The 16,103-nt window shown below is 30.1% G+C and carries 16 protein-coding genes; 2 read left to right on the plus strand and 14 right to left on the minus strand.

Annotated features, from left to right (window positions below):
* Window positions 1-136 precede the first annotated feature (136 nt).
* The 10 genes from AC1XWJ_RS04170 to AC1XWJ_RS04215 all read right to left on the minus strand — a co-directional run bounded on the left by AC1XWJ_RS04170 (window position 137) and on the right by AC1XWJ_RS04215 (window position 10,038).
* Complete coding sequence (locus AC1XWJ_RS04170; RefSeq protein ID WP_483334644.1) at window positions 137-847, minus strand: hypothetical protein; 711 nt, start codon at window positions 845-847, stop codon at window positions 137-139.
* 14 nt (window positions 848-861) lie between these two features.
* The gene (locus tag AC1XWJ_RS04175) at window positions 862-2,118 is read right to left on the minus strand and encodes a replication initiation factor domain-containing protein (protein ID WP_483334645.1); all 1,257 of its coding nucleotides are present in this window, start codon (window positions 2,116-2,118) and stop codon (window positions 862-864) included.
* Window positions 2,119-2,530: 412 nt separating this feature from the next.
* On the minus strand, window positions 2,531-2,878 hold the full coding sequence (locus tag AC1XWJ_RS04180) for a hypothetical protein (protein ID WP_483334646.1): 348 nt from the start codon (window positions 2,876-2,878) through the stop codon (window positions 2,531-2,533).
* A gap of 68 nt (window positions 2,879-2,946) precedes the next feature.
* On the minus strand, window positions 2,947-3,243 hold the full coding sequence (locus AC1XWJ_RS04185) for a hypothetical protein (protein WP_483334647.1): 297 nt from the start codon (window positions 3,241-3,243) through the stop codon (window positions 2,947-2,949).
* A gap of 17 nt (window positions 3,244-3,260) precedes the next feature.
* Complete coding sequence (locus AC1XWJ_RS04190) at window positions 3,261-3,395, minus strand: hypothetical protein (RefSeq protein WP_483334648.1); 135 nt, start codon at window positions 3,393-3,395, stop codon at window positions 3,261-3,263.
* 503 nt (window positions 3,396-3,898) lie between these two features.
* A complete protein-coding gene (locus AC1XWJ_RS04195; RefSeq protein WP_483334649.1) occupies window positions 3,899-4,819 on the minus strand; it encodes an ABC transporter permease in 921 nt (306 codons plus the stop codon).
* Window positions 4,820-5,884, minus strand: coding sequence for an ABC transporter permease (locus tag AC1XWJ_RS04200; RefSeq protein ID WP_483334650.1), 1,065 nt, complete (start codon window positions 5,882-5,884; stop codon window positions 4,820-4,822).
* A gap of 16 nt (window positions 5,885-5,900) precedes the next feature.
* Window positions 5,901-7,412, minus strand: a complete 1,512-nt coding sequence (locus AC1XWJ_RS04205; protein ID WP_483334651.1) for an ABC transporter ATP-binding protein — start codon at window positions 7,410-7,412, stop codon at window positions 5,901-5,903.
* 176 nt (window positions 7,413-7,588) lie between these two features.
* The gene (locus AC1XWJ_RS04210; protein WP_483334652.1) at window positions 7,589-8,698 is read right to left on the minus strand and encodes a BMP family lipoprotein; all 1,110 of its coding nucleotides are present in this window, start codon (window positions 8,696-8,698) and stop codon (window positions 7,589-7,591) included.
* A gap of 230 nt (window positions 8,699-8,928) precedes the next feature.
* Complete coding sequence (locus AC1XWJ_RS04215) at window positions 8,929-10,038, minus strand: BMP family lipoprotein (RefSeq protein WP_483334653.1); 1,110 nt, start codon at window positions 10,036-10,038, stop codon at window positions 8,929-8,931.
* A 155-nt stretch (window positions 10,039-10,193) separates the two neighbouring features.
* On the opposite strand from AC1XWJ_RS04215, the gene AC1XWJ_RS04220 reads away from it, so the two are divergent.
* Complete coding sequence (locus AC1XWJ_RS04220; protein ID WP_483334654.1) at window positions 10,194-11,018, plus strand: purine-nucleoside phosphorylase; 825 nt, start codon at window positions 10,194-10,196, stop codon at window positions 11,016-11,018.
* Window positions 11,019-11,029: 11 nt separating this feature from the next.
* A complete protein-coding gene (locus tag AC1XWJ_RS04225; protein WP_483334655.1) occupies window positions 11,030-11,455 on the plus strand; it encodes an HIT family protein in 426 nt (141 codons plus the stop codon).
* A 113-nt stretch (window positions 11,456-11,568) separates the two neighbouring features.
* Here AC1XWJ_RS04225 and grdD read toward each other — a convergent pair whose 3' ends face one another.
* The 4 genes from grdD to grdA form a co-directional block, all read right to left on the minus strand.
* On the minus strand, window positions 11,569-12,711 hold the full coding sequence (gene grdD / locus AC1XWJ_RS04230) for a glycine/sarcosine/betaine reductase complex component C subunit alpha (RefSeq protein WP_483334656.1): 1,143 nt from the start codon (window positions 12,709-12,711) through the stop codon (window positions 11,569-11,571).
* A gap of 12 nt (window positions 12,712-12,723) precedes the next feature.
* Complete coding sequence (grdC, locus tag AC1XWJ_RS04235) at window positions 12,724-14,244, minus strand: glycine/sarcosine/betaine reductase complex component C subunit beta (protein ID WP_483334657.1); 1,521 nt, start codon at window positions 14,242-14,244, stop codon at window positions 12,724-12,726.
* A 65-nt stretch (window positions 14,245-14,309) separates the two neighbouring features.
* Complete coding sequence (grdB, locus tag AC1XWJ_RS04240) at window positions 14,310-15,617, minus strand: glycine reductase complex selenoprotein B (protein WP_483334658.1); 1,308 nt, start codon at window positions 15,615-15,617, stop codon at window positions 14,310-14,312.
* A 27-nt stretch (window positions 15,618-15,644) separates the two neighbouring features.
* Entirely contained in the window at window positions 15,645-16,103 is a 459-nt protein-coding gene (grdA, locus tag AC1XWJ_RS04245; protein WP_483334659.1) for a glycine/sarcosine/betaine reductase complex selenoprotein A, read from the minus strand.

A 16,103-nucleotide genomic window follows, 5' to 3' on the forward strand; every position in this document is an offset into this window, starting at 1 on the left:
TTCTCCTAACTCTTTATATTCTTTCTTATCTTTACATTTATAACAGTATATCTCTTTTATATGACCTTTTTTTCTTTTTAAAACTCTTGGTATGTACATTTTGCTTTTGCATTCTGTACATACCAAAGTTGATATTTTATATTTTTTTGCCATTAATTAATTTCAATAGTCCTGCTGATATAATTGTAATGATTGAAAGTAATATGTTTGTTGTTGGATATTCTCCTGTTTTCGTAAGTTCTTTTACTTCTTCTAATTCTTTATCCGTTTTTGCATTTGAAAGTGTTTGATATAATTGTTGTTTTTTACTTTCTTCAATTTTTGGTGTGTTTTCTATTATTTTTTTCAAATCTTCTTTTGTTGAATTATCTACTATTTTATCAAATTCTTTTTTTGTAGTATTATCAGTGTTATTGTTTATAATATCATCTTTTTTATTTTCTAATTCTTTATCTTCTTTTGTATCTTTATTTTCTTCTTTGTTTTCTTCTTTGTTTTCTTCCTTTTTATCTTCTTCTTTTGGTTGTTCTGCTTTAGGATTTTCTTTGTTATCTTCAATTATTGGTGGTACTTCTTTTTCATCTTCTTTTGGTAATTCTTTATTATCATCAACTATAGGTGGTGTTTCTTCCTTTTTGTCTTCTTCTTTTGGTTGTTCTTCTTTTGGAACTTCTACATTCGGGTTTTCATCTTCTTTTGGTGTTTCAGGAACTATCGGTTTATCTTCAATTATTGGTGGCTGTTCTTCTGCTGGTGTTTCTTCACTCGCAAATGCTGAATTTCCACTTGCCATTAATACTGTTGCGAAAAACGCTGATGTTATTAATTTTTTCTTGTTATTTTTCATTTTATCATCTCCTATTAAAATAGATCTTTTTCATTTTTGATTTTTTCTTTAGAAGAAATATATCTATTTATTTCTTCTTGTTCTCTATCATTATTTTTTAAATTAGAATATGAAAGTATATCATCTAAGGTGTTGTAATTTTTAGGTAAAAGATTGTTTTCAATAGCTTTTGAATCGGCAATCATTACTTTATCTAATGCAGTTGCTACACTTGATTTTAACCAGCTTTTTGTCCTTTCTATACTTTTTTCTTTTCTTTGAATATCAAAGTTGAAATTTTTTGAGCCTAATATTAATTTTTTCCATTTACTCCAATATTCGCTAAGCTCTAAATTTTCATAAACAGTTATATATTTATTAATAAGCGATATTCCTATATTTTCTAAAGTTTCTCCTAAATGTATTTTTTTAAGTACTGAATTAGCTTTCTCATCTTTTAATACTATTTCATATCTATTATAATCTATGCTCTTCTCTCCACTCTTAGCTTCCCTTTCAGCACCTTTTTTATAAAATCGAAAATATACATTTGATGTATTCGACCCTAAATATATAGTCATTCCCATATTTTCGCCCATTTTATCATCTTTTAAATATTTAAAGTTTTTGAATTTACTTGTAAATTCTCTTTTAACAAGTTTTTCTTCAAGTTCTTCTAATTCAAAAATAGGTTTATAATCATCAATGGCAATATCCATTCTTGTTATTTTGCCTTTTCTTTGGTATATCTTTTCTAAAAAGCTATACCAATTTTCGCCATTCTCTATTAATCTTTTATATAAAATACTACAACCCTCTCCTTTAATCTGTAAGTTGCAATGATTGTATGTATCATCTCCGTACATAAGTAATATACCGCTATATTCTAATGCTTTTTGATAGTTATTATATCTTTTATTAAGTATTTCAATATCTGTTTCTTTTATGTAAAGTAAATCAATTAATATATTTTTTAATTCATCTACATTAAAGTAATTTTTTTTCTTTGCGTAAAATGTGCATTGAAACCAGTCTAGTGATATATATAATTCTTCGTTTATATTTTGTTCTTCTTTGCTTTCTTTTGTCTTATATGATTTTTTACCTTTCTTTGTTTTTTTGTTTTCTAAATATTCAATAAATGAATATTTATCAATATATACTTTTTTATTTTCTTTGATAGAAACTATTTCATTATTACTAATTAATCTTCTTATAGTGCTTTCTGAAATAGGCTTATCTATAAAATCAGCATATATTAAACATTCTTTTATAGTTGTTAGTTTTGACATTTTTAAAAACCTTTATAAAGCCATCTACAACAAGACTTTCCTAAACTTCTTTACTTTGTCATTTTTAATTTTAACCCCCCTTATTAGTTAGTTGGGGGTTTTTATGCAGGGGCAAGCCCCTGCCCTTGCTTACAAGGGAACTTTTGCCACGCTTTGCCTTTACGGCACGCTAGCAACGTCCCCTTGTCGCAATTTTAGGCTTGAAACACAAAAAGACCACTATTATAATGGTCTTCAATAAATTTCAAATAAATAATCTTGTAAAATTATGTATAATTTTTAAATTTTTATAATCAAAATAGACACTACTAACTGTGTTTTATACTTTTTTCTACTTTAAATAAATTCGCAGTTAGTTGACTTTTCAAAATTTTATTATTTTTTATCAAAAATAATTAAAATTTATCAAGTTTTATTTTTTATCTTCTTTTGTTCCTTGATTATTATTTCCTACTAATTTTATATCTTCTACTTCTAATTTAAAATCAACTGAATTTATTTCTGTACTACCATATTTAGCAGTAACTACTGAAGCTGTTAATGTTACTTCCCCTACTAATTCAACTTGAGAGTCGAATGGAAAATCTACTTTTTTAGGGAATTTTGTAAGTAGTATTTCTCCTTCTTGTCCTGTTGATAATAACGCGATATTATATGTAAACTCATTTGGTTTTTGAAAAACTGGTTTTGCTTCACATCTTAAAAATTTTAGTGTTCCTAACGTTTTTTTTACATCTAATTTTATATTTTTTAATTTCATTTTTTATATTTCCTTTCAATTCTTAAATTATTTTTTAATATTAATTATATATTTTATTTTTTTCCGTTTTATTTTTCAACTATATGTTCTCTATGATAATATTTTAATAAATCATTATCATTTAATCTTTCATACTCTGATAAAAAGAATTGATAACTATTATAATCATCATCTTTTAAGTTAACTTGAAATACAATATTTTCTAATTCTTCATCGTTAAAATGTTGTAACTCTATTTTTAATTCTTCTATTGAATAACAATCTCTAATATCATTTGGCTTTTCTTCTGTCCAATAACTAATCCAATCCCCTTCTATAAGTTTAATTTCATCTAAAATCTTAAGTATTTTGTCGTAATTTTTCATTTTTATAATCTCCGCTTTTATTCCTCATCCTCATCCATATATTCTGTATAAATTTGTACAGCGTCTAAAATATATGCACTTACAAGTTTTTCTATTTGTTTATCATCTAAATCTTGTAAATTTTTTCCTTTAAATTCTTCAATATTACTCATATTTATGATACCTCCATTTTTTTGAAAATAAAAAAAGAGATAAATTATTATCCCTTTAGTTTATAAAATATAATTTTTTCAGATTTTAAAAAATATTAACTCGACAAAATATAAGCATTTTAAGACTTTTCAACCCACTAAACAGCAAAAATAGAGCCAGCGTTATATCACGTCTGCAAGAATTTATATAGGTATTTCTTGCATTACCTTTTAATTAATGTTATTATTAATTAAATTCGTATTTAATTGTATGAATACAACAGTATTTTTATATTTATATCAACATAAATTTTATTTACCCCGGCAAGAGTTTATAAGATTGTTTTTATAATATATAAATTTACTTCCAAGATAAGTTCACTTTTTATTAGTGAGCTTATTTTTTTTAGGCTAATGTATTTGCCATTTAGCACTAAACATTTTACAAATAAAAAAATATTTAGTATAGAAGTTTTACCCTCTACACTAAATATTATATACCCACTTTTTTTTTGAAAATGTATTTACCTTAAACCTTTGTCATAAGGAATACCCAAAGCTTCTGGTGCAGAAGATTTTTTCGAGAATACTATTAAAGCTATAATAGTTGCTACGAACGGGAACATATTCCAAAATGATACTGGTACTGGTAAATCAGGAGCTAGAATTGACGCTTTCTCCGCAAAAACTTTAGTTCCTCCGAAGAATAAAGCTGCTAAAGTAACAGTTATTGGATTATATTTACCAAATATTAATGCTGCTAATGCTAAATATCCAAATCCGTAGACTGTAATCGAAGCATTAAACCCTTGACTAAAAGTAGTAGCAATAATTCCTCCAGCCAAACCCGCTAAACATCCTGACGTAATTACCCCGATATAACGATATTTAAAGACATTTAATCCTAAAGAATCACTAGCTTGTGGATTCTCCCCTACAGATCTAAGTCGTAAACCGAATGGACGTTTATAAATTATGTAGTATGTTACAATAACTATTATAATAGCTAATATAATAGTTGGATATACCGTTAGTTTACCTACTATAGAATATCTAGGAAATCCTGTTTTTAATAACAATTCATAAGTTCCATTATAATGATTAACTAAAAATAACGCAACCGCAGGTGCCATTAAGTTAATAGCTGTACCAGAAATAACTTGATCCGCCTTTAAATTAATACTTATAAATGCATGAAGTATTGAGGCTACACCTCCTGCTAAAGTAGCTACTACTAAACATAATACTAATTGTGTTAATGTAGGCTCTCCTTCAAATAAACTAGATGCAAACATAGATGCTATAAAAGCACCAAAAATTACAAAACCATCTAATGCAATATTAACAACACCACTTTTTTCTGAGTAGAAACCTCCTATTGCAGCAATCAATATAGGCGCTGTATATTGTAGCATAGAGTCTAATAGTGATAAAAATGTATCCATCTATTTTTCTCCTTTCATTTTTTTACTTTTTGTAAAAATTTCTGCTAAAAATTTATTTTCAAACATAGCTTTTGCTGCTACGAATAGAACAATTAATCCTATTAAAATATTTGATATATCTTTTGGTATACCGACAAAAGTAAGAAGTGGCGTAAGAACAGATAAAAATCCAAACAATAACGCTCCTAATAAAACACCTAGAGCTGTGTTAGCTCCTATAAGCGCTACGGCAATACCCATATATCCATACCCTTGGAAAGTAGTACTTACTACTACTTGTCCTACTGGTCCCATGTTATAAAGAACTCCTCCTAATCCAGCAAATGCTCCAGAAATAAACATCGATAACACTACATTTCTATTAACTTTCATACCGACAAATTCCGAAGCGTTTCTATTAAATCCTACAGAACGAAGCTCATATCCAAAAACTGTTTTCTCCATTAATATATAGAAAATAATTAAACTTATTATAACGAATATTAAATCTGATCCTAATCTGCTATTTCCAAATATTGAATAAATAAGACTGTTCGATAAATAACTTTCTCCATTAGAATCAACTATTAATTTAGAGACAACATCATTAGTTCCTCTTATATATTTCGGAACAAAGAATTGAACAAAATATAAAGCCGTATAGTTTAACATTATTGTTACAACTACTTCACTTATATTAAATCTAGCTTTCAAATAACCTGCGATAGAAGCCCAAAGACCTCCTGCTAAAATACCAGCCAATATGCTACAAGCTAAAACTAAATAAAAATTAGAACCTTGCATACTTATAGCAACAAATCCTGACATAAGTCCACCCATAATAAATTGACCTTCTGCCCCAATATTAAATAAACCTGTTCTAAATGCAAAGGCTATAGATAATCCTGTACATACTAATGGTATAGTAGAAATAATTATTTCTGAAATACTACCTTTATCAGTTATTAAATCATTCATAATAGTAATAACATCAGCAGGAGATGCCCCTATAGCTAATACTATTATTGCCCCGACTAAAAATGAAGCAAGTATAGGTAGTATCGCATTAGTTAATATTTTATACATTACTTAAATCTCCTTCCTATTTCTTAACTCCGGCCATCAATAGACCTAATTGTTCTTTTGTAACTTTTTCATCATTATCAACTACATCAATAATATTTCCGTTATGAATAACAGCTATTCTATCTGATAATGTTAGAATTTCATCTAAATCATAAGAAATTAACAATACCCCATTACCTTTATCACGATAATCTATTAACATTCTATGAATACCATTAATTGCTCCAACGTCAAGCCCACGTGTAGGTTGTGTTGTTACTATAAGATTAGGATTTAACTCCAAAGCTCTTCCTATAATTAATTTCTGTTGGTTACCTCCACTCATACTACGAGCTGCTATTTTTTCTGATCCTGCTTTACGTACATCATATTTTTCACACAACTCTTTTGCAAATTTAGAAATAGATTTTTGTTGTAAGAAGCCATTTTTTGCAAATTTTGAGGTATAGTAATTTTCCAAGATAGAATTTTCTTCTATACTGAAATCTAATACTAATCCATCTTTATGTCTATCTTCTGCAATAATTTCCAGTCCTAACTCTTTTCTTTTCGCTGTAGATAATTTTGATATATCTTGCCCTTTGAATGTTATACTTCCTTTAGTTTGAGTTAACAATGCATTCAATACTTCTACAAATTGCTGTTGCCCATTACCATCAACCCCAGCAATACCCAAAATTTCACGTTCTCTAACTTCTAAATTAAAGTCATGTAGAATATCTTTTTTCTCAACAGTATCGGCATAAACACCTTTAACTTCTAATAACTTTTCCTTACCATTACGTGATCTTTCGTAATTAATAATTTCTAAATCTCTACCTATCATTAGACTCGCTAATTTTTCTTTGGTAGTATTTTCTATTTCTACAGTTCCAAAGTACTCTCCACGTCTAATGATACTGCAACGGTCGGCTACTGCCATAATTTCGTTAAGTTTATGAGTAATTAGTAATATTGTTTTACCTTCATTTTGAAGATTTTTTAAAATGACTAAAAATTCTTCTATTTCTGACGGAGTTAATACTGCTGTAGGTTCATCAAAAATTAGTATCTCTGCATCACGATACAACATTTTCAAAATTTCTACCCTTTGTTGCATTCCTACAGTTATATCGCTCACTAAAGCATTCGGATCAACTTGCAATCCATATTTTACAGATAAATCATATATCTTCTTAGAAGCATTATCTATATCAATTTTTCCACCTTTTACTTCTTCCATACCTAAGATAATATTTTCTGCGACAGTGAAGTTTTTAATTAATTTAAAGTGTTGATGCACCATTCCTATTCCCAATTGATTAGCGTGTTTAGGATCTTTAATTTTAACTTCTTTACCATTTAATTTTATTGTTCCAGATTCTTGATGATACATACCAAAAAGAACAGACATAAGAGTAGATTTACCTGCTCCATTCTCTCCTAACAATGCGTGTACTTCGTTTTTCTTAACCTGAATAGTTATATCTTTATTTGCGTAGAAGTCACCAAACTTTTTTGTGATGTTTAGCATTTCTATTGCATACATATAAGCACCTCGTTTCAATAATTTTGTACAATATAATTATAATATATTTTTATAGTATAGTATACGTTTTTCTAATATTTTTTCTGATATGTTTTTATATAATTCACTAACTATACTAAATTTTATAAGAAATTAAAAAGAGTCCAGCTTTCTGGACTCTTTTTTTTGTGAAAATATTAAGCATCACCTTTTAAGTTATCTTTATTTGGTAATTCATCACCAGTTTCTACAATTTTAACTGATCCTGATTTCAACTCATCTCCAGCTGCAATAACTTTTTTATAAATATCATCTGTAAGATTTGGATTTTTCTCTGGGATTCCTACACCATTATCTTTAATACTTAAAACTACAGCATTATCTTTTCCACCTTTGAATGTTCCATCTTTAATAGAATCTAGTGCTTTTGTTACTGCAACATTAATATTTTTAACTGCAGAAGTTAAAATAACAGATTTTTCTACATCTTTTCCATCTTTATCCTTAGCTTTGAATACACCATCTTCGTATTGATCTTTATCTACACCAATAACCCAGTGTTTAACTTCTCCACTATCTTTAAGATCATTGATTGCTCTTTCTTGAGCTTCTTTAATAACACCTGTACCTGTTCCTCCAGCTGCCGCAAAGATAACATCTGCACCTTCGTCATACATAGTAGCTGCTAATGTTTTTCCTTTGTTAGAATCAGTAAATGATCCACTATATTGATAGAATATTTGAATGTCTGGATTAGCTGCTTTAGCTCCTTGAATATATCCTACACCGAATTTAACAACTGCTGGAATTTTAGCTCCACCTACAAATCCTATTTTTCCAGTTTTAGATTGTAATGCTGCTGTATATCCTGCTAAATATCCTGCTTCATGCTCTTGGAAAGTAGCTGATAGTACATTCGGTTTATCAACTACACCATCTAAAAGAATGAATTTTTTATCACTATATTTATCAGCAACTTCAGGTAAAGTATTTTCAAAATAGAATCCAGCTATAGATATTACATCAGAAACTTTTGCTGCTGTTTCTAAATTTGGAACTATTTTGTCTTGACTCTTAGTTTCGATAGGTTGTTGTGCAGTTCCTCCATTAGCTTTTGTCCAAGCTTCTACAGCTTCAACATTACTTTGGTTAAAACTTTTATCTTTAGCTCCACCTTCATCAGTAACTACTGCTACTTTAAGTCCTGAAGAAGAACTACTACTGTTACTTCCAGATTTAGAAGAACATCCTACTAATATTAAAGCAGTTGATAAAACTACTGCTAAAAATGAAAATAATTTTTTCATAAAAAAATTGTCTCCTTTGAGTTTTATTTTATAAGAAAATGATATCATAAAATTTTTTCAATATCAATATTTTTATTTTATAATCTTACTATTTGTTTTGAAAAGTTCGTAAGTACCGTTTTCATTTCTAATAATTTACTCTACTTTAGTAATTTTTAGATTAATTTTATGAATTATTTGGATAAATATTTCATTTAATATGTCAAACGAACTATTACATATAAATTTTATTATAATTCACCTTTAATATTTGTTTTTTCTGACTCTGTTAATGATTGTTCATCATCCTTAACTTTTATTGTTTCTGAAGATATTTTTTCCATAATAGATTTAACTTTAGATTCTATATCTCCTACTAAATTAGGATTTTCTTTAGGTAATGTCAAGCCATTTTCTTTTATTCCAAAAACTAAAGTAGTATTTCCTTGGAAAGTTCCAGCTTTAATTTTATCTAGAATGTCCTTTACAGCCACATCTACTTTTTTCATAGCAGAAGTTAGAATAACTGATTTTTCTACATCCTTACCATCTTTATCTTTAGCTTTGAAAATTCCATCTTCATATTGATCCTTATCTACCCCTACAATCCAATGTTTAATTTCTCCACTATCCTTAAAATCATTAACAGCTCGTTCTTGAGCTTCTTTTATAGCTCCATTACCTGTATTCCCCGCAGCTGTAAAAATTACATCTACTCCTTCGTCATACATAGTTGCAGCTATAGTTTTTCCTTTGTTAATATCAGCAAAACTACCAGTATAATTGTAAATTATTTCTACATTAGGGTTAGCTTCTTTTGCTCCTTGAACGAATCCTAAACCAAATTTTGCTACTGGAGGTATTTTTAATCCCCCTATAAATCCTACTTTACCTGTTTTTGATTGCAATGCTGCCACATAGCCTGCTAAATACCCTGCTTCTTGCTCTTTAAAAACAGCAGACATAATATTATCGCCCTTAGCTTCCATATCAATATAGATATACTTAACATCTTTATTTTTTTCAGCTATTTTAGGTAACTCTTTTTCAAAATCATACCCAGCTACAGAAACTATATCTGATTTTGAAGAAACGTTTTGTAAATTAGCGTTAATATCAGAAGCGTTCTTGCTCTCTATTGGCTTATGAGCTGTAGCATTGTTTTCTTTTGCCCATGCTTCTACTGCTTCTACATTAGCTTGGTTAAAACTTTTGTCCTTTGCTCCTCCTTCTCCTACTACTACTCCTATCTTGTAACTAGATTTATCTTCACTATTTTCTGATGAATTTTTAGATGAACATCCAACAAAAATTAATGTCAAAGAAACTAGTACAACTATATATTTAAGTATTTTTTTCATAATATCCTCCTTATGTTTATTACAACTAAAATATAACATAGAGCAGAATAAGATGCAAGCGTTTTTAAAAAATTTAACATAGTTTATATATTATATTTATTTTTAAATTATTTTTTGATATAATTTTTATATACTACATTTCAAGGAGAATTACTATGACTTATTACGATAAAATAATAGAAACTGCTAACTTTATAAACAACTTCTACGGAGAAACTATTGATTATGCTGTAGTTTTAGGTAGTGGAATAACATTAGAATTAGAAAATCAAAAAGAACTTAGCTATTCTGATATTCCTAATTTCCCTGGCAATAAATCTGCATCGCACATTAAAGGACATGCTAATAAGTTAACTTTTGGTCAAATATCTGGCAAAACTATTATGGTCTTAAATGGTCGCTTGCATTATTACGAAGGACATAGTATGAAAGACGTTGCATTTATGACTTACGTCGTTAAATTTATGAACATCAAAGGTCTTTTTATAACTAACGCTTGCGGTGCTATAAATACAAACTATTCAGAAGGAGATATTGTATGTTTAGACGATTTTATCTCTTTAGTTACGGACAACCCACTTATTGGTCCTAATGATGATCGTCTTGGACAACGATTTGTAGATATGACAACTCCGTTCAATCCCATATTAGTAGAAAATTTATCATCTTCTGCAAAAGAACTAAACATTACTTTACATCACGGAACATACGGTTTCTTTATGGGACCTTACTTTGAAACTCGAGCAGAAATAAGAGCATTCAAAACTATGGGATGTGATTTAGTAGGAATGTCTACTGTACCAGAAGTAATAGCTGCTAATCATGCAGGGCTTCCAGTAGCTGTCCTATCTTGTGTAACAAATATGGCAACTGGTATCCAAGAAAAAAATCACGATCACGAGCACGTTTTAAAAACAGCACAAAAAATTAGCATTAATCTAAAAAAATTACTAACTACTACTTTAGAAAAACTTGATTAAGGAGAAAAACTATGGAAAAGACAATTTTCGAAAAAATATTAGACAAAGAAATACCTAGTTATAAAATTTATGAAGACGATTTTGTTTATGCATTCCTAGATGTGTTTCCAGTTACTAAAGGTCATACATTAGTTATACCTAAAAAACATTGCAGAAATATTTTAGATTGCGATAGCGAAACTGCTGCTCATATAGGGGCAGCACTTCCGAAAATAGCTAACGCTGTTAAAAATAGTTTTTCTGCAGATGGAGTTACTATAATGCAAAATAACGAAGAATTTGCTGGACAATCTGTTTTCCATCTTCATTTCCACATAGTTCCACGATATGAAAATAAAGAACTACATTTTGATCATTTAGAAATAAAATATCCTCCAGAAAAACTTTCTAACGAACAATTTTTAGAAATTCAAGAAAAAATAATATCTAAATTATAGAAAATAGCGATACACTTTCATTTAGTGTATCGCTATTATTTTTTTAAAATTGTACCTTAAATAATAATTCTATACTCTTAGTATAGTAAAAGATATCCTTTGCCATTCTTTTACTATGCTAACATATTACTTTCTTTTAAAATATTAGTAGCTAACTCTTCTTTTTCTTCACTTACTAATATAATAGGGCCTGTGCAACCCATACCACTTTCAGCATAAATATTTTTTTGCCATAAAACTTTTACAGCGTCTTCTAAATCTAAAATATCAACCCCTGATATAGAAGCCGTAACAGTTTCTTTAGGTGGCATAGCTACTTTTTCATCACTAGAGCTAGTTTGTTTTTTATTTTTTAGTTCTTCTAAAAATTTATCTAAATTAGCACTTTTGGCTTTTTTAAATTCTTCTTTTGCTATTTTGTTGACTTCTCCTAAAGCTACTTCATAGGCATATTGCAACGATTTTGCAACAACTGCTGAACCTGAAGCACGAGACAATATTAAAATTCTTCTTGAGTAGTCTTCTCCCACTCCTGGTCCATAACCATAACCCTGTGCTTCATAATCTCCTCCTGTATGATAAGAAGAAAATAGCTTCATAAATATATTTCCAGTAAGCGAATCTGTTACCATAACATCGGGTGTTCCCATAAGTAAGTCATTACCTCTCATTACTGACCCTCCATCAGATCTCTTAGATTCAGTAAAATCAAACTTATAACCATTATCTTTTAAGTCTAGCAATATTTTTTCTACTTGTCTAGCTCCATCAATATTTATTATTCCCAATGTTGGATTTTTAATTCCTATTGATTTTGCAGTAGCAATACCATAGATAGCATTTCGTACCATAGCTTCTACCCTATCTGTCGCTGATGTTCCCGTAGTAGTTGCAATAAGCATTTCTTTTCCTCTAGCAGGTGTTATAACTCTCCCTACCGTAGAAACACCTATTGGAAAATTATAATGTAACGTTACACAAGATGATATCTCCCCATTATCTAACAAACGTTCCATTATTTGATGACATTCTTCTTCTGTAGTAGCTTCATAGCTTTCAAAATCTTCATGTCCCTGTCCAATCAAAACTATATCAAACAAGTCATTTTTTGCTAATCTTGCTCCACTTATAAGATTATCTACTCCATGCTCACTGCCTAGAGTGGTTAGCCCTACTTTAAGTTTTTTACCAAAATTTCCTGTTTCTATAGAATCAGCTAATTCTAACAAAACTTCTGAAACTATTTTTTTACTCATAAAGCATCACCTCTAATCTTCTACTATATTTTGAGCAAATTTTCTTATTGATTCTGCTATAATTTTTCTTATTTCATCTTTTGATACAGCATTGATTTCTTCTGTAACTCCACTGTTTCTCTCTACTATAAATGAGGCTCCATCAAATAAATTAGTCATTCTTCCTAAGAACAAGCTACCTTTACCTATAACCATAGCTCTATTTTTATCACCAACAGTAAGATCCTCCATTAAAAATCCTAAATAAGGTACTCCTGAAGGAATATGCCCTTGAGTAGGCGCCCATCCTGGTAATCCTTTAGCTTCTATAAATGATTTAAGATCTTTCTTCTCTATATCGCCTCTCATTACCGCTAAAGCTCCTATCATTTTGTAGTTAGCTTCTGGAACATTTCCTGCTCCCGCTGCTTTAGTTATATCTGGATTTTGCATTTCTACTGAGAATACATCTACGTCTGTAACTTTCAAACCTGCTTTTTCTAAGCCACTAATTACTAGCGCAGACATAACTGCTTGCGGTGAAGATCCAGTTCCTACATTATGCTTACCTACTAAATCTGTTCTAATAATAGGATTTTTTCCATCATTTTCAGAAATTAATACTGCAAAGCCTCCTAAAACATCTTCTAGAACAGGTAAACCTTTCTTAACGTGGTCTTTTGCATTCATACCTAGTTTAGCACTAGCACCTCCTGCAACCACTAATACGTTTTTGTAAACTTTAGCCTGAACTAACGATGCAGCATTTATTAATGCGTGTGCCGGAGCAGCACAGAAACCACGAACATCAGATCCTGTTGCATTAATTAAATTACAAGTTTCTGCTATAGCTTTTGCGAAGTTACCTCCCCCGCGTTGATTAATATCTCCACAAGCTTCTTCTGAACATTCTATAACATAATCAACATCTTCTAAATTAATGTCTATATTTTTGAACAACTCTAATACTGAAATTACACCTGACGCTTTTACTACTAAGTTCTCAAATATTACATGAGCATTCAAATTAACATCTACGTCATGTGCTTTTTTTACGTAACCAACAATTTTTCCTTCGTTAATTAACGGTTGACTTCCACTTTCTAACTCAGAAATATCACTACCTTTTAATTTAGCAAACAAATGATTTAATTCAGGGAAATTTTTTTCAACTTTAGGTTTAACACTACTAACAAAATCTTCTGATAATTTTACTAAATCAAATGCATCACATAGTTGCATAATAGCTATAAATTCATCTTGAGGAACTATTTGACCAAATTTTCCAAATCTCTCCCCTTGATAATCTTTGATATCATACCACGGCATAGGATATTCATTTAATTCTTCTGGTTTTTTGTTACCTATGTATACTTGATTAGGCAGATAATTTACTACTTCTTCATAAGTTCTAATATGATTTTTTACTTCTTTTAAAAATTCAGAATCAGGATTTGTTATTTTTTCTATTTCACAAGTCGAACCATTTTCAACTATCATATCAGGTGTATGAACTAATACATATCCTGTTCCTTTAAATACTGGATAGTTCATTTTTCATTTTAGGAGAGAAGGATAAGCATCCCTCTCTCCTATCCCCTTTCTTTTGTTATGCAGTATTATTCAAATACTGTTTGTCCTTCTACTTCTGTAGTTAAAGCTTTAAGTGCTTTTTCTACTAATTTTCTTCTTAATTTCTTCTCATCAGCTTTATCTAGTGCTGGATTTCCTAATGGATGAGGTATAGCAATTGTCGGAACTATTCTATTTGCTCCAACTGTAAGCGAAATAGGAACTACTGTACACATATGTACGACAGGTATCCCAGCTCTTTCGATTTCTTTTACCATCGTTGCACCGCAACGAGTACACGTACCTCAAGTAGATGTCAAGATAACAGCTTGCACTCCATCCTCAATTAATTTTTGACTAAATTCTGAAGCATATTTTTTAGCACTAGCTACTGCTGTTCCGTTTCCTACTGTAGTATAGAATTTTTCGTGTAATTCTCCTACAACTCCTTCGGCTACTAAATCTCTCATTACATCCACAGGTAATACTCTATCAGCATCCAAATTAGCGTACACTGGATCATATCCTCCGTGTGCTGTTTCATGAGTTTCTTCAGTTAAATCATTAAATCCTTTAATTACATATTCTCCATATTTTGATGCTGAAGAAGATTCAATATGATCAGGATTTCCTTTAGGGACAATTCCTCCAGAAGTTACTAAAGCTATTTTTATTTTTGATAAATCTTTTATTGCTGCATTCGGCTCAACTCTATCAAAGTCAGGCATAGGATATTCTGTCTCAAAATCCTCTCCTTTGATTTTTTTGATAAGCATATCTACTGCACGCTTAGATCCTCTTTCTTCGTGGAAGAAATTAACTCTAATTCCTCTTGCTATGTATCCTTCTTCCTTAGGAGATAGTATTTCCTCTCCTTTAGCTAATTTTGCAGCAAATTTAGCTAATTTAGGTAAGCTTTTTCTCATTCCTGCTGCACTATCTGCTGTTTCGATAATATAGATATCTTTTTTGTACATATCCACTCCGGGATTTTCTACATACATAGCAGTTACTGAAGGTATATTAAGTTTTTCTTGAACTAATTTTGTTATAGTTCCTGCAGCTACTCCATAACGTCCAGCATTAAATGCAGGTCCTGCTATAAATAATTGTGGCTCTTCTGCTGTTATCATTTTTATTAATGTATCTTGAGCAACCTCTAAGTTTTCATTAAAATAACTGTCTCCACATACTACAGTAGCTACTACTTCAAAGTCATCTCCCAACACTGACTGCAATTGTGTTGATATAGGTGGTAATTCTTTTCTTAATTCTGGTTCAATATGAGCTTTTTCTTCTCCACCAACTCCAGCAAAGAATTGGTTTATATAATGTACTACTCTAATTTTCGACATTTTACTTCTCCTCCTTTTTATAAAAGTCTATCCTCTTATATCTTGCATTTCTTGAGAAATTTCATCAACATCAAGAACCATTTCCATCATACCCATTTGTTCTTCATAAACAGCTGAATCAAATTGTTCTTTTACTTCTTCTTCCAATACATGATATACATCTAAGTTTAGTGCAACTCCTGCTAGAACTCCTGCAAATGTTGGATCTCCTACAGTTACTGTTTCAGCTGCTAGACCAGCAGCTTCGGCTTCTGATGCACCTAGTAATACCACAACGTTTTCTGCTCCATATTTATCAGCAGCTTCTTTAACACGTTTTTGGTTTTCTAAGTCCATAGCGCCTGCAGCCGTTCAGACGAAACACTCAGTAGATGAAAACACTACTTCAGTCCCTTCTATAGTTTTAACACATTCTTCTATAGCTAATCCCGGAATCCCATCACGGTCACCGATAATAACTATTTTTTTATTTTTTAAACTACTCAT

Source organism: Gemelliphila sp. 1F1, from assembly GCF_056897515.1.

Coding starts and splice junctions, on each gene's coding strand:
- AC1XWJ_RS04170 (WP_483334644.1), bottom strand. CDS start 847: ATGAAAAATAACAAGAAAAAATTAATAACATCAGCGTTTTTCGCAACA.
- AC1XWJ_RS04175 (WP_483334645.1), bottom strand. CDS start 2,118: ATGTCAAAACTAACAACTATAAAAGAATGTTTAATATATGCTGATTTT.
- AC1XWJ_RS04180 (WP_483334646.1), bottom strand. CDS start 2,878: ATGAAATTAAAAAATATAAAATTAGATGTAAAAAAAACGTTAGGAACA.
- AC1XWJ_RS04185 (WP_483334647.1), bottom strand. CDS start 3,243: ATGAAAAATTACGACAAAATACTTAAGATTTTAGATGAAATTAAACTT.
- AC1XWJ_RS04190 (WP_483334648.1), bottom strand. CDS start 3,395: ATGAGTAATATTGAAGAATTTAAAGGAAAAAATTTACAAGATTTAGAT.
- AC1XWJ_RS04195 (WP_483334649.1), bottom strand. CDS start 4,819: ATGGATACATTTTTATCACTATTAGACTCTATGCTACAATATACAGCG.
- AC1XWJ_RS04200 (WP_483334650.1), bottom strand. CDS start 5,884: ATGTATAAAATATTAACTAATGCGATACTACCTATACTTGCTTCATTT.
- AC1XWJ_RS04205 (WP_483334651.1), bottom strand. CDS start 7,412: ATGTATGCAATAGAAATGCTAAACATCACAAAAAAGTTTGGTGACTTC.
- AC1XWJ_RS04210 (WP_483334652.1), bottom strand. CDS start 8,698: ATGAAAAAATTATTTTCATTTTTAGCAGTAGTTTTATCAACTGCTTTA.
- AC1XWJ_RS04215 (WP_483334653.1), bottom strand. CDS start 10,038: ATGAAAAAAATACTTAAATATATAGTTGTACTAGTTTCTTTGACATTA.
- AC1XWJ_RS04220 (WP_483334654.1), top strand. CDS start 10,194: ATGACTTATTACGATAAAATAATAGAAACTGCTAACTTTATAAACAAC.
- AC1XWJ_RS04225 (WP_483334655.1), top strand. CDS start 11,030: ATGGAAAAGACAATTTTCGAAAAAATATTAGACAAAGAAATACCTAGT.
- grdD (WP_483334656.1), bottom strand. CDS start 12,711: ATGAGTAAAAAAATAGTTTCAGAAGTTTTGTTAGAATTAGCTGATTCT.
- grdC (WP_483334657.1), bottom strand. CDS start 14,244: ATGAACTATCCAGTATTTAAAGGAACAGGATATGTATTAGTTCATACA.